Annotated in this window: 15 protein-coding genes; 1 reads left to right on the forward strand and 14 read right to left on the reverse strand. The window is 40.4% G+C overall.

Going from position 1 to position 19457, the window contains the following annotated elements:
- Positions 1 to 144 precede the first annotated feature (144 nt).
- The 10 genes from pknB to gmk all read right to left on the reverse strand — a co-directional run bounded on the left by pknB (position 145) and on the right by gmk (position 11485).
- On the reverse strand, positions 145 to 2175 hold the full coding sequence (gene pknB, locus ERX29_RS08795; RefSeq protein ID WP_133444316.1) for a Stk1 family PASTA domain-containing Ser/Thr kinase: 2031 nt from the start codon (positions 2173 to 2175) through the stop codon (positions 145 to 147).
- The gene (locus tag ERX29_RS08800; protein WP_133444317.1) at positions 2175 to 2912 is read right to left on the reverse strand and encodes a Stp1/IreP family PP2C-type Ser/Thr phosphatase; all 738 of its coding nucleotides are present in this window, start codon (positions 2910 to 2912) and stop codon (positions 2175 to 2177) included. Before ERX29_RS08800 ends, pknB begins: the two co-directional genes overlap by 1 nt.
- A gap of 6 nt (positions 2913 to 2918) precedes the next feature.
- Positions 2919 to 4010: a dual-specificity RNA methyltransferase RlmN gene (gene rlmN / locus ERX29_RS08805; protein WP_424960635.1), complete on the reverse strand. Its 1092-nt coding sequence runs from the start codon at positions 4008 to 4010 to the stop codon at positions 2919 to 2921.
- Positions 4010 to 5317 (reverse strand): 16S rRNA (cytosine(967)-C(5))-methyltransferase RsmB, encoded by a 1308-nt coding sequence (rsmB, locus tag ERX29_RS08810; protein ID WP_133444319.1) that lies wholly within the window; start codon positions 5315 to 5317, stop codon positions 4010 to 4012. The genes rlmN and rsmB overlap by 1 nt, the downstream gene beginning before the upstream one ends.
- The gene (gene fmt / locus ERX29_RS08815) at positions 5307 to 6239 is read right to left on the reverse strand and encodes a methionyl-tRNA formyltransferase (protein ID WP_133444320.1); all 933 of its coding nucleotides are present in this window, start codon (positions 6237 to 6239) and stop codon (positions 5307 to 5309) included. The genes rsmB and fmt overlap by 11 nt, the downstream gene beginning before the upstream one ends.
- On the reverse strand, positions 6208 to 6720 hold the full coding sequence (gene def, locus ERX29_RS08820) for a peptide deformylase (protein ID WP_133444321.1): 513 nt from the start codon (positions 6718 to 6720) through the stop codon (positions 6208 to 6210). The genes fmt and def overlap by 32 nt, the downstream gene beginning before the upstream one ends.
- A 181-nt stretch (positions 6721 to 6901) precedes the next feature.
- Entirely contained in the window at positions 6902 to 9280 is a 2379-nt protein-coding gene (priA, locus tag ERX29_RS08825) for a primosomal protein N' (protein WP_133444322.1), read from the reverse strand.
- Positions 9270 to 10466, reverse strand: coding sequence for a bifunctional phosphopantothenoylcysteine decarboxylase/phosphopantothenate--cysteine ligase CoaBC (coaBC, locus tag ERX29_RS08830; protein WP_133444386.1), 1197 nt, complete (start codon positions 10464 to 10466; stop codon positions 9270 to 9272). Before coaBC ends, priA begins: the two co-directional genes overlap by 11 nt.
- Before the next feature lie 198 nt (positions 10467 to 10664).
- The gene (rpoZ, locus tag ERX29_RS08835; protein ID WP_133444323.1) at positions 10665 to 10862 is read right to left on the reverse strand and encodes a DNA-directed RNA polymerase subunit omega; all 198 of its coding nucleotides are present in this window, start codon (positions 10860 to 10862) and stop codon (positions 10665 to 10667) included.
- The gene (gene gmk / locus ERX29_RS08840) at positions 10862 to 11485 is read right to left on the reverse strand and encodes a guanylate kinase (protein WP_133444324.1); all 624 of its coding nucleotides are present in this window, start codon (positions 11483 to 11485) and stop codon (positions 10862 to 10864) included. Before gmk ends, rpoZ begins: the two co-directional genes overlap by 1 nt.
- A 148-nt stretch (positions 11486 to 11633) precedes the next feature.
- On the opposite strand from gmk, the gene ERX29_RS08845 reads away from it, so the two are divergent.
- Positions 11634 to 13301 (forward strand): Rqc2 family fibronectin-binding protein, encoded by a 1668-nt coding sequence (locus tag ERX29_RS08845; RefSeq protein WP_133444325.1) that lies wholly within the window; start codon positions 11634 to 11636, stop codon positions 13299 to 13301.
- An 85-nt stretch (positions 13302 to 13386) separates the two neighbouring features.
- Here ERX29_RS08845 and ERX29_RS08850 read toward each other — a convergent pair whose 3' ends face one another.
- The 4 genes from ERX29_RS08850 to ERX29_RS08865 are packed head-to-tail and all read right to left on the reverse strand — an operon-like array spanning position 13387 to position 19456.
- On the reverse strand, positions 13387 to 15774 hold the full coding sequence (locus tag ERX29_RS08850; RefSeq protein ID WP_133444326.1) for a glycogen/starch/alpha-glucan phosphorylase: 2388 nt from the start codon (positions 15772 to 15774) through the stop codon (positions 13387 to 13389).
- A gap of 11 nt (positions 15775 to 15785) precedes the next feature.
- The gene (glgA, locus tag ERX29_RS08855; RefSeq protein ID WP_133444327.1) at positions 15786 to 17186 is read right to left on the reverse strand and encodes a glycogen synthase GlgA; all 1401 of its coding nucleotides are present in this window, start codon (positions 17184 to 17186) and stop codon (positions 15786 to 15788) included.
- A 15-nt stretch (positions 17187 to 17201) separates the two neighbouring features.
- Positions 17202 to 18305, reverse strand: a complete 1104-nt coding sequence (gene glgD / locus ERX29_RS08860; RefSeq protein ID WP_133444328.1) for a glucose-1-phosphate adenylyltransferase subunit GlgD — start codon at positions 18303 to 18305, stop codon at positions 17202 to 17204.
- Between the two features lie 2 nt (positions 18306 to 18307).
- Complete coding sequence (locus ERX29_RS08865; RefSeq protein ID WP_133444329.1) at positions 18308 to 19456, reverse strand: glucose-1-phosphate adenylyltransferase; 1149 nt, start codon at positions 19454 to 19456, stop codon at positions 18308 to 18310.
- Between the last annotated feature and the right edge of the window lies 1 nt (position 19457).

Genomic DNA, 19457 nt, shown 5'->3' on the forward strand with positions numbered 1-19457 from the left:
TTGGATCACGTCTTTTCTTAGCCATCTATAGACCTCCTTAAAAAGTTAATTCGATTTTATCACTAAAAAAATAAACTGCGTAGCAGAGTCGTACGCCCTCTACTTACACAGTTTATTTTACAATCCCCAGTCAACAGACTGGTGTTATATTTCATCGTAATCAATAACTTCCTTCTTATAGATAACCCCATCAATTTTGATGATATATGTCGCCTGCGCATCTGGTTCGATGGTCATCATAATTTTTTTTGTGACGTCTTCATCCAGTTCAAACGATTCGAACACTTCATCCTGACTGTTATTCTTGTCATTAATATAGATTTCAACAGTCTGTTTAGGTGTTTCTTTCGCCTGTCCTTCTTCAGTCGATGTTTCTTCTGACTTTCTGTATGGGATGGTCACAGTTTCAGTATATTTCTTATCAGGCTTATCAGGCTTTTCAGGCTCTTCTGTCGTTGGTTTTTCAGTTGATGGCTCTTCTGTAGTCGGTTTTTCTGCTTGTTCCTTTTTCGGTTCTCTTCCTTTAGATAATTCAAAGTTAATTGTAGAACCGAATGTGTATTTCATATTTTTAGCATCCTGTGAAATAATGTTTCCTTTTTTAATGTCTTCATTATAGTTCTCAGCAACTACATTCACAACAAAACCTTGGGCTTCAAGCTCAGATTTAGCATTATCAAATGATTGTCCTGTATAGTCCCCTACATAGATCTGCTGAGGCCCTTTAGAGACGTTAAAGGTAATATTAGACTGACTCGGAACAACCTGCTGTCCCGGATTCAGACTTTGAGTGAGAATTGTTCCTTCAGGTTCAGCATTATATACTTCCTTCACAGATACTTTCTTAAATCCAGCTTTCTCAAGCATCTCCCGCACTTCATCAATCTTTTTACCTTTGTAATTTTTTATTCCGTATTTCTTTACTCCTTTAGAAACCAGCAAGTCTACTTTTGTCATTTCCTTGACCTTGGTTCCGCTTTTTGGAGTAGAACTGATGACAGTACCATCATCATATTCTGCTGAATATTCATAGACAACTTTGCCTTTTCTTAAGTTCTCTTTTTCAAATATAGCTGTTGTTTGTGACAATGTTTTTCCTGCAACACTCGGAACATCGCTATATTTAGGCGAAAACATGTACCATAGTATGGCCCCGAATATTAATAGCATGAGCAGTAACGGCAGCAGAATCATCAAAAAGCGATTCTTTTTCTTAGCAGCAGGTGCTGAGTGCTGCGATTTGTCTACACTTGTAACAGCTGCAGTGACTGGTCTAACTGTTTTTGTGTTATCATCAACGACTGGAATCATCATTGTTTTGTCATCTGCTATTTGATAACGTTGTTCTTTCTGCCGTTCAATATCCAGCACAGTGGATAAGTCATCGTACATTTCTTCGGTAGTCCGATATCTGCTGTACTTTTCTTTCATCGTTGCTTTGATGACGACGTTCTCAAGGCTTTGCGGTACGTCAGAGCGACCAGCTAGTATATCTGGCAGCGGCTCTTGAATATGCTTGATTGCAATGCTGACCGGAGAATCTCCTTCAAAAGGTGGATGTCCTGTCAGCATTTCAAACAATACAATACCGATAGAATAAATATCAGCTGACTCATCAGCTGCTTTGCCTTTAGCCTGTTCCGGCGGCAGATAATGAACAGATCCCATCACATGGTTAGTCTGTGTCATTGCTGTTTCGCTCAAGGCACGAGCAATGCCGAAATCTGTAATTTTAATTTCCTTATTCTCTGTCAGTAATATATTCTGCGGTTTAATGTCTCTATGAATAATCATATGATGGTGCGCATCACCAATGCCGCGAAGAATCTGCTTGGTGAATAAAATAGCTTCATCTACTGGTAGCGGTCCATTATCACGAATATACTCTGATAATGTCGGGCCCTCGATATACTCCATGATCAAGTAGTAATGATGGTCATCTTCGTCAACATCAATGACTTTGACGATATTTGGATGAGATAATGTAGTTGCGTTCTGCACTTCACGTTCAAATCTCTGAACAGCCCGCTCTTTATCGTTCGGCGGAATATTGATGATCTTAACGGCCGCTTTACGGTCCAGAATAATATCTTCCGCTAAATAGACATTACTCATTCCACCGCCGCCAATATATTGAATCAACTTATAGCGTTCACTGATAATAGTCCCGAGCATTAGTGAACACCTCCCAGATTACCCACAACAAACGAAACATTGTCATGGACATCGGATTCCAATGCCAATTGAATCAGTTTCGAACCCAGCTGTTCTACACCAGGTTCTTCGTTGAAAACCTGATGTATGAACTGTTCTTCCACATAATCTGTCAGTCCATCTGAAGCCAGAAGAATTCTATCATATCGTTTAGTTTCATAGACAAAAATATCAGGATGCACACGTCTGTCTGTGCCAAGCACTTTAGTGATGATATTTCGCTGTGGGTGACGTGCCGCTTCTTCTTTTGTCAGTTCACCTGCCATAACGAGATGATTGACAAATGTATGATCATTCGTCACTTGTCTGAATTCCCGCTCATTGACAAAATAAGCTCTTGAATCACCGACATTTGCGATGATCACTCTGCCGTCAAATATCAATGCCGCTACAAGTGTCGTTCCCATTCCATGATTTTCATCATGCTGGTGGGCAAGATTATATAACTGACGGTTAATATCTGAAATATTGGATTTCAGCCAGCTTTCAGACTGCCCAAATTCAATGAAGTTCTCTTCTTGGAAACGTTCTTTCATTCTAGCAGTAACAAATCTGCTCGCAACATCTCCTGCGTTATGTCCGCCCATTCCATCACAAATAAGTAATAGGACTTGACCCGTATGATTCGTAAAGACACCACCCGCATCTTCATTGCGCGTACGCGTCCTTCCTATATCTGTAAAAAAACGTGCATCCATAGCGTGCTACCTCGTTTCTTCCTGTCTTTCTTTGGCTCTCAGCTGACCACAGGCCGCATCGATATCAGAACCATGTTCACGTCTAATTGTAGCATTAATACCATTTCTTTTTAATTCTTTTTCAAACTTAAAGATATCTTCTTTTGAAGTACGGACATAATCACGCTCAGGAACATGATTCACCGGAATTAAATTGACGTGGCAGTTTAAATGTTTTATAAGTTTAGCAAGTTCTCTTGCATGCTGAACCTGATCATTGACGCCACCGAACAGACCATATTCAAACGTAATACGACGCCCAGTTTTCTCAGTATAGTACTCAATAGCCGGCATTAATTTATCCAAGTTATAGGCCCGATTGATCGGCATCAAGCGCGAACGGACGTCATTGTCTGCCGCATGCAGACTTAACGCGAAGTTAATCTGCAGTTCTTCATCAGCGAAGTCATAAATACGCGGTACGACACCGGATGTTGATACAGTGATATGTCGTGCACCGATGTTCAGGCCGTCATTATGATTGATGATTTTAAGGAAATCCATCATCTCATCATAGTTCTCAAACGGTTCACCGATACCCATGATGACCACATGGCTGACGCGTTCATCCGTCAAATCAAGTGCCTGCTGAACGTTGAGTACTTGAGCCACAATTTCTCCAGCTTCCAGATTACGTTTTAAACCGCCCAGCGTACTTGCACAAAATGTACAGCCGATTCGGCAGCCCACTTGTGTCGTGACACATACCGAATTACCGTAGTCATGACGCATCAACACTGTTTCAATGGTGTAGCCATCCTGTAATTCGTAAAGAAATTTAATAGTTCCGTCTTTACTTTCCTGCTTAACAACAGTCTTCAACGTCGTAATTGAGAACTGTTCCTCCAGTAACTGACGAAGTTCCTTAGATAAATTACTCATTTCGTCAAATGAAGTGATGCGCTTAACGTACAGCCAGTCAAAAATCTGTTTCGCACGGAAACCTTGCTGCTTATTATCTGCAAGCCATTCTTTGAGTTCATCAAGCTGCAGCGAATAAATCGACGGTTTGTCGAAGTTCGGCATGAATTTATTTTTCTTCTTCTCTAGTAATGCCATTATGATACGACCTTCCTTCTTAGTTTTGCGATATAGAATCCGTCTGCATTAAAGTCATGCGGCAGAATCTGTAATGTTTTATGCGTTACATCGCCGAGCTGTATCGGTTCGATGTCAAAGTCTTTGTTCTGTTTAATAAACGAATAGACGACATTGTCATTTTCCATCTGTTCAATCGTACAAGTGGAATATATGAGTAATCCACCTGGCTTGACACTATCTGCTGCGTTCAGAAGAATATCCAGCTGCAGCGGCCAGAGCTGGTCAATATCTTTTTGTGTTTTCTCATATTTAATCTCCGGCTTACGTTTAGCAACGCCGAGACCGCTGCACGGTGCATCGACGAGTACTTTGTCATACTGTCTGTCAAAGGGTGCACGTGCGTCATGCAAGCCTACGGTCACATTAGTCAAGCGCAGCTTACGCAAGTTGAAGTCTATCAGTTCAAGTTTATGTTCATGTATATCAAAAGCATCGATATGACCTGTATGATTCAGACGTTCTGCAATATGGCATGTTTTACCGCCAGGTGCACTGCATGTATCTAGAATTATGTCATTTGGCTGTGGGTCCATGATGTGAGCCACTAACATACTAGATGCGTCCTGAATGCTGACCAGACCGTCTTTAAAGAGGCGGGTCTGAACGATTGGTGGTCCATCAATAAAGAGACATTCCGGCACTATGGCCGACTGCTTAACTGTATAGCCGTCAGCAGTAAGATGATGAATTGCTTCTTCCACAGTCAACCGGGTCGTGTTGACACGGATACTTGTATCAGGCCGTTCAAGCAGGTTCGCACAGATTTTCTTTGTAACCTCAAGGCCAAAATGCGTCTTCCAGTGCTTGACGAGCCAGAGCGGTGTACTTGTTTCTATGCTGATTCTTTTCAGCTCATCTTTTATATCATTAAAATCACGCAGCGGTGATCGCTGGAAGTTACGTAAAATTGCATTCATCGTGTTAGCACCGGCAATCGATCCTCGGCGCTTCGTAATTTCTACTGCTTCATTGATGATGGCATGATCTGGTATTTTTGTTAAATAGACAGCCTGGTAGACGCTCATCATTAATAAACGTCGCATCCAGCCTTTAATATTCGTCTTGATGAAAGGTTCAAGATAATATTCAAGTGTCAGTTTATGCTGCAGCGTACCATAGACAAGTTCTGTCAATAGTGCGCGGTCCTGCACTTCAATGCCGCCTGACTTGATGGCATCATTAATCAGAAGATTACTGTAACCGCCTTCTGTTATCACTTGATCCAGTATATTGAGCGCTGTCAGTCTTACGTTATTATCCTTCATTGAAAACCGTCCCCGTTATTTCTTTCTGCTGACCAGCAGCAAAGCTCGCTGCAGTCATTCGTTTTTTACCGGCCGGCTGTATTTCTGTCAACAGCACGGCTCCATCTAATGCTGCTACGACGATGCCGTCTTTATCAGCACGAAGAATCTGACCAGGAGTACCTTCACCTTCAGTTAACTCAGCATGCCATAATTTCATCGGTTTTCCTGATAAGTTCGCATATCCCACTGGCCATGGTGATAATCCTCTGATCTGATTATAGACCTCAAGTGCCGACCGATTAAAGTCTACATATTCATCTTCACGAGAAATATTTGAGGCGAAAGTCACTGCTGATTCGTCCTGTGGAGTACGCGAATTTGTTCCTTCAATAATAGAAGGGAGTGTCTCCATCAGCAGTTCAACTCCAAGGGCCGATAGTTTATCATGTACTGTTCCAACAGTATCATTCTGCTCTATTGAAATAACACGCTGACTGATCACATCACCTGCATCCAGTTTTTTCACCATGTACATAATAGAGACTCCCGTTTCTTGTTCTCCGTTGATCACAGCATAGTGAATGGGCGCACCACCCCGATACTTCGGCAGTAGACTTGCGTGAACGTTAATGCATCCGTACTGCGGTGTTTCCAGCAGACGTTCCGGCAGCAGCTGGCCATATGCTGCTGTGACAATCAAATCCGGTTTGAGAGAAATAATCTCGTCTAGCTCTTGTGAACCAGTCAGCTTTACAGGTTGATAGACAGGAATATTCAACTGTTCAGCTGTTACTTTCACAGGCGGTGGTGTCATTATTTTTTTTCGTCCGACTGGTTTGTCAGGCTGTGTCACAACCGCTATAACGTTATAATTTGCTGCTAATCTCTCAAGTATTGGACTTGAGAAATCAGGCGTTCCCATGAATATGATCTTCGTCATCGCTATACATTTCCTCCAATTCTTCCAGGCTGATTTGTCTCGTCATTTTTTCAGTAAATAATTTACCATAGAGATGGTCCACTTCATGTTGAATAGCACGTGCGACATCATCAAATGCAGTCATTTCTACTGCTCTTCCAGATGCATCTTGTGCCTTCAGTTCAATTTTTACACTTCTCGGCACTTCACCGAATATATCCGGCAGACTTAAGCATCCTTCAATATCTAATGTTGTCTCTTTAGAATAGTGAATAATTTCGGGATTGATCAGCTGCAGAATACCTTCTTCTTCCATATCGACCAGCGCGACTTTTAAATCGACTCCGATCTGCGGGGCTGCAATGCCAACACCATCAGCATCAAACATCGTATCTTCGAGATCTGCGATCAGTTCACGGAGTGAGCTGTCGAACTCAGTGACATCTTTAACTTCTCTATGCAGCAAAGGGCTGCTATCATTAATCAATGATTTTATTGCCATCATTATCCTCATTTCTTGTTGTTGTACTTGATTCATATGCAATCATAATAGTATATAGGATAAATGCTACTTATAGCAAGGTATTGAGCATAAAAACAGCTGCTTGCAGTTATGCGAGCAGCTCAACTTATTTACTAAAATACTATAGCACATAAAGTGTATTTTGTCACCATTTTCAACTTTACATCATGGATTGAGGATTGATGTCAATACTTAACGAAAATTTATCTTTTACAAACTTATCATAGTAATAATCATCTAGATACATCAAGGCAGTCAACAGATCAGGTTCAGATTTAAACTTGATAATAATCTGAAATCTATACTGATTATTGATTCTTCCGATAGCACATGGAGCCGGTCCAAGGACAAAACTGCCAGGACTAAGATGCTGCAGCAGTACTTCATGAATATGCCTGCTTTCAAGCAGAACCTCTTTCATATCTCTGTGACTGAAAACCAGGTTAACTAAATAGAAATAAGGCGGATATTTTCCGACTTTCCTGAACTGCATCTCTTGATTATAGAAACCAAGGAAGTCGTTATTCTTTGCGTGTTCAATTGCATAATGATCAGGATTATATGTCTGGATAATGACGTGACCCTCTTTTTCTGCTCGTCCGGCACGACCGGCGACCTGCGTCAGCAGTTGATACGTACGTTCTGCGGACCTGAAATCAGGGAGATTAAGCATCGTGTCTGCATTAAGCACGCCGACTAAAGTGATATTCGGGAAATCCAGACCTTTTGCTATCATCTGCGTACCAAGCAGAATATTTGCTTCGCCGTTTTTAAACTGGCTCAGCAGCCGTTCGTGTGAACCTTTTCTGGTTGTTGTGTCATTGTCCATCCGGATGACTTTAGCACCGTCAAAATGTTTGTAGATCAGTTCTTCAACTTTCTGTGTCCCGACGCCCATTTCACGAATATGATCGCTGTCACAGCTCGGACATTTTAATACTTTCGGTTCCTTATAACCACAGTAATGACATTTCAAATCGTCGGTCACTTTATGATATGTCAGACTGATGTCGCAGTTTGGACACTGCGGCACATATCCACAGTCGCGACATAGCATGAACTGAGCATGACCCCGTCGATTCAAGAACAGGACAATCTGTTCTCCTTTTTGGATGCGGTCATTGATGGCTGTCGTCAGTGTTTCTGAAAACATAGACCGGTTTCCTGCTGCTAGTTCTTCCCGCATATTGACGACGTGCACTGAAGGTACAGGAAACTGATTGGCTCTTTCATTTATAGTGAGCATCGTATAGACGCCTTTTTCTGCACGAGCATAGCTTTCGAGTGACGGTGTAGCACTTCCAAGTATTACTGGACATTGGTGGTATTCCGCGCGCCACAGTGCAATATCACGAGCGTGATATCGTGGATAATCTGCCTGCTTGTAACTTGCCTCATGTTCTTCATCAATAATGATGAGACCAAGATGTTTGAAAGGTGCAAAGACGCTGGAACGAGCACCAACTGATACGCGAGCTTCTCCGCTTCTGATTTTGCGCCATTCATCATAACGTTCTCCTGCACTTAAACCAGAATGCAGTACCGCCACTTCATCGCCGAAACGTGCTTTAAATCGTTCAACCATCTGAGGAGTCAAAGCTATTTCCGGTACTAGCATGAGTGCGGTCATACCTTTGTCCAGCACATCAGAAATGGTCTGCAAATAGACCTCTGTTTTTCCGCTTCCCGTTATACCATGAAGGAGAAATACGTCGTTTCTTTCAGCATCAATTGCTTCTTTGACAGCGTTATATGCTTCTTGTTGTTCCGGCAATAATGTTTTTTTCTCATCCGCAAAAAAGACACGGTCTTTATAAGGGTCTCTGACATCCTCGACATCAATCTTCTTCAACAGACCTTTCTTTACGACTCCATTTACTACGGCCGGAGAATAATCCATATCTTTTAATTCTTTTAATGTCATTATTTTATTGTCAGCGACGAGTTCAACGAGTGATTTCTGTTTGTCTGTGCGCAAACTATTAAGTGCAGAATCAACATCCATATCTGCAAGCGTTACTGCTTTTTGAGTTTTAATTCGCTGCTGCTGACTGACATCAATATCCTCGATGACTTCACCCGATTCAATCAATGGTCTTAGAAGTGTAATATCATTTAATGAGCATTCCCCAATTTTCTTCATTCCCTGTTTATTGAAGAGAACTTTAATGTTTTCCGGAACGTCTTCATCAACTAATCTATAGACTTTATGATACTTGCCTTTAACGGCGTTCGGAAGCATGACATCCAGCACTGCAATACGCTTAGCAATATGAGTCTTCTGCATCCACGCACTTAGTTCAATAAGTTCTGAATTCAGTTCCGGCGTGACATCCTGGATACAGTGAATGGCTTTTAGCTGTCTATCAGAATCCCCTTCAAATAGCTCAATGACATATCCTTGAATCTTTCTCGGACCGAATGGTACAACGACACGCATACCGACTGCCATGAGTTTTTCAAGTTCTGCTGGTACTGCATAATCAAATAGTTTATCGACCCGTTTCGCATTTACATCTACTACAATCTTAGCGTACATGATCATCCTTCTTTATCGCTGTTAATATTTCATGAGCCACATCAATTTTAGGCATTTTTTCAATGATATGTGAACTGCCATCTTTAAAGAACAGTTCCACTGCATTATTATTCGACTTAAAACCGATGGATGTATCTCCCACATTATTCGCTATAATAACGTCAGCATTTTTCTTCTCAAGTTTCCCTTTTGCATACGCTGCTACTTGTTCAGTCTCTGCTGCAAATCCAGCAAGATAGTGATGAGTTTTATGTTCTCCGAGATATTTCAATATATCGGTTGTCCGTTTGAATGACAGATCAAGACTACCTTCCTGTTTCTTAAGTTTTCCAGTAAGGCGGGACACTGGAGTATAGTCTGCAACAGCTGCTGCTTTAACGATGATGTCCTGCTCCTCCATACGTGAGGTTACTGCTTCAAACATTTCTTCCGCGCTTTCTACATTGACGACACTGACTCCTTTAGGAGGTGCAATATGGACCGGACCACTCACTAAAGTCACGATGGCACCGCGCGAGGCTGCTGCCTCTGCAAGCGCATAACCCATGCGTCCAGTTGAATTATTCGTCATATACCTTACTGCGTCAATGCGCTCAATTGTAGGACCTGCTGTAACGAGCAGCCGTTTTCCTGCGTAATCATTATTATATTTCTGCGCAGTTACAAATGTATTGATTGCTTCAATGATTTCCATTGGCTCTGCCATACGCCCTTCGGCAATGTAGCCGCATGCCAGGAATCCGCTGTTCGGATCGATGAAGTGATAATTCATCTCTCTCAGAAGCTGCATATTACGCTGTACAGCAGGATTTCGATACATATTGCTGTTCATCGCAGGAGCAATTAATGTCGGTTTTGTCGATGCAATCAACGTCGTAGTTACCATATTATCAGCGATACCGTGAGCAAGCCTGCCGATAGTTGCGGCCGTCGCCGGAGCGATGACATTGATATCCGCCCAGTCTGCAAGATCAATATGTTTGACGACTTCCGGATTGGTTTCATCAAACAAATCAGTATGAACTTCGTTGCGGCTTAACGCCTGAAAAGGAAGCGGTGTCACAAACTTTTGCGCTGATTCAGTCATCAGAACTTTTACTTCGTGACCCGCCTGAACAAGCTTACTCGTTAAGTCAATGGCCTTGTAGACAGCGATTCCACCTGTCACATTCAATAGTATTTTCATGTCTCCTCCTATAAAAAATCTGACAAACAAGTTTGCCAGATTAACGTTCATTTCTGCTGCTCTTATTATTATAATACTTGATGAATGATGATGCCACCCGTTAGGATTATGCATGATATTCTAGTTTTAATGAATGATCACACTATTCGTTAGTAATCAGCAAAATAAAAACGAGCAGAAATCAATCCGCCCGTGCAATTATTCTTCGATGATATGAATTTTACCTTGTGCAATCTCTTCAAGTGACTGACCAACAGGTTTATAAGATACGTAGCGCTCCAATAAATTTGAATCTGGATTGTCCTGTAATTCACGGGCACGTTTAGCTGCCAATGTAACGACTAAATATTTTGAATTGACGTTTTCTTTAATTTGATCAAGTGGTGGATATAACATTATTTTTTGGCCTCCAATAACATTTTTCTGAATCTCGCTTCTATACGTTCACGCTTTAAATGCTCAGCTTCAACGATGGTCTGAATTTTACGTTTCGCTTCCAGCACTTCATCATTGACGACAACGTAATCATAAAGATTCATCATTTCGACTTCTTTTCTCGCTTCTGAAATTCTGTAGGCAATGACATCTTTTGATTCAGTACCTCGCCCAATGAGTCGTTCCTCCAGGTGGGCAAGTGACGGTGGTGCTAAAAAGATAAACAGAGCATCCGGAAACTTTCTGCGAACTTGTTTCGCGCCTTCGACTTCAATTTCCAGAAAAACATCTTTGCCGGCGTCCATCGTCTCTCTCACATATTGTACTGGTGTCCCGTAATAATTGCCAACATATTCAGCATATTCAATGAATTCATCCGCTTCAATCAAAGCTTCAAATTCTTCTCTTGATTTAAAGAAATAATCTACACCATCTATTTCTCCTACTCTCATCTTGCGAGTAGTCATTGAAATGGAATATTCAAAATCCGTAATCGGATCATCGAATATCGCTTTTCTGACAGTACCCTTGCCGACACCTGATGGGCCGGACAAAACAATGAGCAATCCTTTTTCTGTATTCATTGCGACGACCTTTCTGCTTATAAATTCGTTATAACTTAATTTATCACAAATCATGCTAAAAATACATGGTTCAATAAATTATTCATCTTTAATGTTTAGCCTTTTAAATCATGATACACTATATTAATGATAAATGAGGTGAAAAGTAATGGCATTTGATGGTTTATTTACAGGAAAAATGATTGCAGAACTGGACTTTTTAAAGAGCGGAAGAATTAATCGTGTGACACAGCCAGATAATCAGACGATTATATTAACAGTGAGAGCCATGAGAAAGAATCAGCAGCTGATTATATCTGGTCATCCAAATTTCGCTCGTTTCCATATAACGGAGAAAAAGTATTCCAATCCATTTGAACCGCCTATGTTTCTACGTGTGCTGAGAAAGCACCTTGAAGGTGGTATCCTGAAAAATTTTACACAATTAGGAAACGATAGAATCATTGTCATCGATTTTGACAATACGGATGAAATCGGAGATCCGGTTCAACGGAAGCTGATTATTGAATTGATGGGCAAACATAGTAACGTAATCTTAACTGACAGCGATTTAAAGATCTTGGAGAGCATGAAGCATCTGACTCCCAATACGAATGCTGCTCGGACGATCATGCCGGGCTTCACTTACGAGGAACCGCCGACTGCTAAAAAACATAATCCGTTTGAGCTGGCAACAGTCACACCATTATTGACTAGTGACATGCCGCTAAAAAAACAGCTGCTTAACCAACTGGAAGGTTTCAGTCCTCTCGCGATAGACGAAATGCTTGCGCTCGATAGTGATATTGACGAGGCTTTCCAGCTCTTTAAAACACATATGAATACTGTTCAACCCGTCTACTACGCGCACGGCGCTAAAGAATTCTTTTATTTCATGCTGCTCGAGACACTTGGCACTCCTGAAAAAACATTTAGTACATTGTCTGAGCTGCTTGATGATTATTATAATGAACGAGGAGAACGAGAGCGGATAAAATCAAGAAGCATCGACTTAAGCCGTCATATCTCACAGCTATTGCAGAAAGATGAGAAAAAGCTTGCAAAACTCATTCACGAGCTTGAAGAGGCAGAGCAGATGGATGATATTCAGCTCTACGGCGAACTCATTACTGCTAATATGTACCAGTTAAAAGCGGGACTAAGTGAATTCGATGCATTGAACTACTACACAAATAAGACAATTACCATTCCACTTAATCCAAGAAAGTCACCAGCAGAAAATGCTCAGTATTATTATAAGCAGTACAATAAAATGAAAACCCGTAAAGTTCATGCGCTGGAACAAATCGCAGAAACGAAACAGGAAATCACCTATCTTGAAACGCTGGAAGCGCAGCTTGCCTTTATCTCATATGAAGATATCGAAGGTATACGCGAAGAGCTGCAGGAACAAGGTCTGATGAAAAAGCGCCAGAAGACCAAAGCGACAAAGAAACAAAAGATTCAGCTGGAAAAATACAAGTCATCTGACGGCACAGATATTCTTGTCGGTAAAAATAATATACAGAATGATTATCTGACCAATAAAGTAGCAAGAAATGATCATACTTGGCTGCATACGAAGGATATTCCTGGATCACATGTCGTCATACAGTCGAAAGAGCCATCGGACGAGACGATCATTGAAGCAGCTGTCATCGCAAGTTTTTATTCCAAGGCCAGCCAGTCTGCCCAGGTGCCCGTTGATTTCACATTGATCAAACATGTTCACAAACCAAGTGGTGCGAGACCCGGCTTTGTCACCTATACTGATCAAGCTACTGTATATGCGACACCAGACAAAAATCAGGTGGATCGAATGAGAATTAAAGAATAATCAATCACAACAATACATTAATACAGCCATGACTGCCCAATCTCAGTCATGGCTGTATTATATACTTTTTATGATACTAAAAAATTCAGTTCAATTTCCAAATATCCTCATTGTAATCTTTAATCGTACGGTCACTTGAGAAATATCCGGACTCCGCTATATTAACCAGACTCATCTGATTCCATTTTTTCTTATCGTTATATAGAGCAGCTGCCCGCTTCTCGGCATCTACGTAAGTGTCAAAATCTCTCAGTATAAAATATGGATCATTGTCCTTCAACAAATGATAGTACAAATCATTAAAGGACTTCCCGTTAGTGAATGTATCATCATTTAATTCATCCATAATTCTCTTGATTCGCTCGTCCGTCTGGTAAACTTCACGTGCCCGGTAGCCTCCGTTATTCTGATAATCAATGACTTTATCAGAAGACAGACCAAAAATAATAATATGATCTCGACCTACACGTTCGTCTATTTCCACGTTCGCACCGTCCATAGTTCCGAGTGTGACTGCACCGTTCATCATCATCTTCATATTCCCTGTACCGGATGCCTCCATTGAAGCAGTGGAAATCTGTTCAGAAATCTCAGCGGCCGGAATAATATCTTCAGCAAGACTGACATTATAATTTTCAAGAAATACGACTTTTATTCTGTCTGCTACGTCGTCATCATTATTAATAACATTGGCAACAGCATGAATAAGTCGGATGATTTCTTTGGCGCGTTTATAACCAGGTGCGGCTTTTGCACCAAAGATAAACGTTCTCGGCTGCACTTCCATCGTCGGGTTATCTTTAATTTCATGATAGAGATAAATAATATGAAAGACATTCAGCAGCTGTCTTTTGTATTCATGCAGACGTTTAATCTGTACGTCAAAAATAGAGTTCTCGTTAACTTCAATACCAGTCTTCTGAAAAATGACTTTCTTTAAATGCTGTTTATTTTTCACTTTCACAGCATCAAGTTCACTTAGAAAATTCTCATCATCCTTAAAATCAAGAAGTTGTCTCAACTGATCAGGATGAGCTATCCATGAATCGCCGATTTTTGATGTAATTAAGCGGCTGAGCCCAGGATTGGCATTCAACAGCCAGCGTCGATGCGTAATTCCGTTTGTCTTGTTATTGAACTTCTCCTCGTCCAGCTGATAGAAATCATTGAAAGTATGCTTCTTAATGATGTCACTGTGAAGGGCTGCAACACCATTGACACTGAAGCTTCCGATAATTGCAAGTCTGCTCATATGAACAACACCATCGTCAATAACGGAAAGGTCTTTCAACTGATCTTCTGATATATCGAGACAGAACTGACGATTAATTTCTTCAATAATCATCAACACTCGTGGATTCAGCTGCTTGACCAGATCGTATGACCATTTTTCAAGTGCTTCCTGCATGATTGTATGATTCGTATAAGCAAATGTATGGCTTGTTATATACCAGGCTTCTTTCCATGACAGACCTTCTTCATCCATCAAAATTCTCATCAGTTCAGGAATACCGAGCGTCGGGTGCGTATCATTGATTTGAATCACATTTTTTTCGTGGAACTGCGTGAGAGGAAGCTCATGTATACTTTTAAACCTCTTAATCAGTGTCTGAAGCGTAGCAGATACTAGGAAATACTGCTGCTTTAGACGCAGCAGTTTGCCATCGTCACTCTCATCATCCGGGTAAAGAACACCTGAGATTCTCTCTACATTGTTCATGTAGTTCAGGCGGTTATCATAACCATGACCGTCATCCACACGATTAAATGCTTCAGCTTTCCACAGTCTTAAGTTATTGACAACGTCATTATGATAACCGACAATGCTGACATCATAAGGCACTGCCTGAACTTTTTCCTGATTGTTAAATGTAAAATGCATATTGTCATGCTCATCGATTGTGTAATCCACTGTACCACCAAAGTTGACAATCACTGTTTCTTCGAACTTTCTTGTCTCCCATGGATATGGTTCTTTCAGCCAGTTATCTGGAAGTTCAATCTGCTCTCCGGAAACAATCCGCTGCTCGAATAGACCGTATCGGTAGCGGATACCAAAACCGTTTCCAGCAAGGCCTAGACTTGCAATAGAATCCAGAAAACATGCAGCCAGGCGACCAAGGCCACCGTTACCTAGTGCTGCATCTTCTTCTTCATGGTAAACATGACGCGGATCTTTACCGAGATCGATCAGCACTTCATCACATACTGATTTAAATCCTGTATTAATTAAATTACTTTCAATAAGACGACCAATTAAAAATTCCAGAGAGAGATAGGAAACTTGTCTTTCTTTATTCTGATGGTGTCTTTTCATCGTTTCAAGAGCGGTCTGATGCACTTCATCATTGATAATTGCTGCAATCGCATAGAACAAGTCAGTATTTGTAGCTTCATTAACTGTCGTCATGCGCTGCTTATGGAGCTTGTCTTCCAAAAGATTATGGAACTCATATTTTGTAAATGTTCTCATAATAACGCTCCTTAATAAATTTCTAAATACTGATTAGCAGATTTCGCCCAGCTATTGTTGGCTTTAGAAATATTTTTAATTAAAACTTTATAACTTTCAGTATTGTGATAAACACGAAGCGCTTCATTTAATTTATCGAGAAGTTCATGAGCATTATAGTTGACAAAAGTAAATCCTGTTCCTACACCATTATAAATATCAAAAGGAACGACAGTGTCTTTCAGACCGCCTGTCTCACGAACGATCGGGATGGCTTTATATTGCAGGGCGATCAGCTGTGATAATCCACATGGTTCGAACAATGACGGCATGATAAAGAAGTCACTTGCCGCATATATTTTACGTGAGAATCCTTCATTAAAACCAATCGTGACATGTACTTTATCAGGATATTTATTCGCTAAATAATTGAAATAAGATTCGAATTCATACAAACCATTACCTAGAACTACAATCTGCACATTCTGCTGAATAAATTCTTCAAGTACTGCCATTACTAAATGAAGTCCTTTTTGTTCGACCATTCGGGTAATAATAGAAAACATCGGAACATTTGAATCGACAGAAAGACCTAATTCCTGCTGCAGTGATTTTTTGTTTTCGCGTTTCTTTGGGATAGACGTTTTATAATTGACCTGTAGATTACTATCTTTCATCGGATTGTAATCGTCTACATCAATACCATTGACGATACCAATCAGATCGGGACTGCGCAGTTGCAGCATCCATTGTAAGCCCTCACCGTAGTAATCCGATTTAATTTCCTCAGCATAAGTCGGTGATACTGTCGTGATTTTATCGGCATGGAAAATGCCGGCTTTCATTAAGTTGAGCATCCCTTCCCATTCAAACCCTGCGAAATGAATTCTATCGATATTCAACAGTTCCTCAAACGCGCTATGCATCAACCAGCCTTGATACAGTATATTATGAATCGTGAAAATAGTCCGGATGCCTTCAACCGGCTTTTTAATATTGCAAAGAGCTACAGCAGTCGCTGCCTGCCAGTCATGACCATGGAGTACATCCGGTTTAAAGTCACCACGATAAATAAATTCGATTACCGCGCTGGAGAAATAAATGAACCGCTCGCCATCATCGATGTAACCGTACAGGCTTTCTCTGTTGAAGTAATATTCGTTATCAACGAAATAATAATGAACACCATTATATTCCATTTCATATATACCAGTATACTGTTCACGCCAGCCCACTTGAGTATCATAAATCATCACTTCTTTTAATTGTGCACGGTATTCTTCCTTTAATTGTTTATATAACGGGAGAATGACACGTACGTCGCATTTTTTTGTTTTGTTTAAATACTGCGGAAGGCTGCCGATTACATCAGCAAGCCCTCCCGATTTGAAGAATGGTGTACATTCAGACGCCACGTATAATATTTTTTTCATAATAGTTTACCTCATTTAGATTGTTTGTCGCTTTGCAACAACATACGGTTTATCTGTAGAACCGATTAAACGTTGATGTGCATTAACAGTGACATCTTTATCCAGTATCACATTTTCTATAATAACACCTTCACCAATTGTGCAGTTTGTCATGATGATAGAATTTTTAACAACAGCACCTTTAGCTATTTTAACACCGCGGTAGATGATGCTGTTTTCAACATCCCCTTCAATGACACAGCCATTTGCAACTGTTGAATTCTTTACAACACAATCATTTAAATATTTTGCTGGCGGTTGACTCGAAGTTTTTGTACGGATTCTTTGATTTTTCATAAAAATTTCTTTGTATACTACTGGATCGAGAATAGACATATTACTACGGTAGAAATTTTTCAAGGAATTAATATACATCGTTCTTTCTTCAATATCAAAATATTTGACATTTAATTGATCCAGTCGTTCCTGGATCCCTTGTATGAAGAAGTTATCTTTATAGTTCTGAATACAGAAATCGACGATATCAATCAATTTTTCTTTCTTCACTATATACGTACCTGTGAAAATATGATGATTCTCTTGATCATGGTTAAGGAATACAACTTTGCCGTCTTCATCATTAATCCGCAATAAAGGTTGATGCATTTCTTCAAGTGTTACTTTGTGCTCTGCGATCAACGTTACATCAGCACCTGTATCTACATGCTGCTTCAACGCTTCTTTAAAGTCCATATTACAGATAAACTGCGAGCCTGAAATAATGACGTCAGTCGCGTTAGAACGATTGAAATAATCGCGATTGTTATGAAAATGCCGCAGATCTCCACGCGAAATATCTGTAGGATCATGCCAGTCAGGAGGAAGTACGAATAACCGGGAATTTTTATCATCAAGACCGAAGTTATCTCCATTTTCAAGATGATCCATTAACGCCCGGTATTTCTGATTAGTGAAAATTCCGATTTCATTTGCGCCTGTATTCACCATATTAGAAATCGTAAAATCAATGATACGGTAACGTCCGGCAAAAGGAACACTAGCTCCATTTCTGAAATAAGTCAGCTCTTCAAGAAAATCGTGTTCGTTCGCTAAATTAATTAAACCCATTAAAGAACGCATGATTATTTACCTCCATTGATAAAATTTCTAATATTTTCCGGACCTACAACAATTGGTTCTTCTTCAGTAGAACCATCAACTACTGCTCCGTCAGGAATTGTAATATCTTCCATAATGATTGCTTTATTAACGACTGCATTTTTACCAATGACAGCTTTCGGATGGATAATCGCTTCTGTTACTTTCGCACCTTCTTCTACTGTTACTTCACTGAATAAAACAGAACGCGTCACTTCACCGAAAATAAATGACCCAGGACAGACGAGAGAATTAGTGATGTTTGCATTGTCACCAATGAACTGAGGCGGAAGGTTCGATTCATGTGAATAGGTCGGCCATGTTTTACTGTTCAGAAGTTTTGCAAGATCTTCTTCAAGCAGATCCATATTGGCTTCCCAGTATGACTGGATTGTTCCGACATCTTTCCAGTATCCATCAAAGCGGTAAGCATATAACCGTCTATCATCATTCAGCATTTTAGGAATAATATCATTGCCGAAGTCATGTTCCGAATTAGTATCTTTTTCATCTTCCAGTAAATAATCACGCAGTACTTTCCAATTGAAAATGTAAATACCCATTGAAGCAAGATTGTTTTTTGGTTCTTTTGGTTTTTCATCAAACTCATAAATTTTCAAATCATCTTCTGTATTTAAAATTCCAAAACGTGATGCTTCTTCGATCGGTACTTCAATCACTGAGATAGTTGCATCTGACTGCTGAGCTTTATGGAAGTCAAGCATTGCTTGATAGTCCATCTGATAAATATGATCTCCAGATAAAATCAGCAAGTACTCCGGATCATATTGATCGATAAAGTGAATATTTTTAGTGATGGCATCTGCTGTTCCTTCAAACCACGATGCTCCGGTCTGGTTTGCAAATGGTGCAAGTACAGTAATGCCGCCTTCTTGTTTATCCAGCCCCCACGGTTTACCCATACCAATATGCCGGTTCAACATTAATGGTGAATATTGTACAAGAACACCTACAGTGCTGATATCTGAGTTTGACAAATTGCTCAGCGTAAAATCAATGATGCGGTATTTTCCACCAAATGGCACTGCTGGTTTGGCAATTTCCTTCGTCAATTGTCCTAGACGTGTGCCTTTACCGCCCGCTAATAACATTCCCACTACTTCTGTACTCATC

The organism is Macrococcus lamae, from assembly GCF_004359545.1.
GTDB classification, from domain to species: domain Bacteria; phylum Bacillota; class Bacilli; order Staphylococcales; family Staphylococcaceae; genus Macrococcus; species Macrococcus lamae.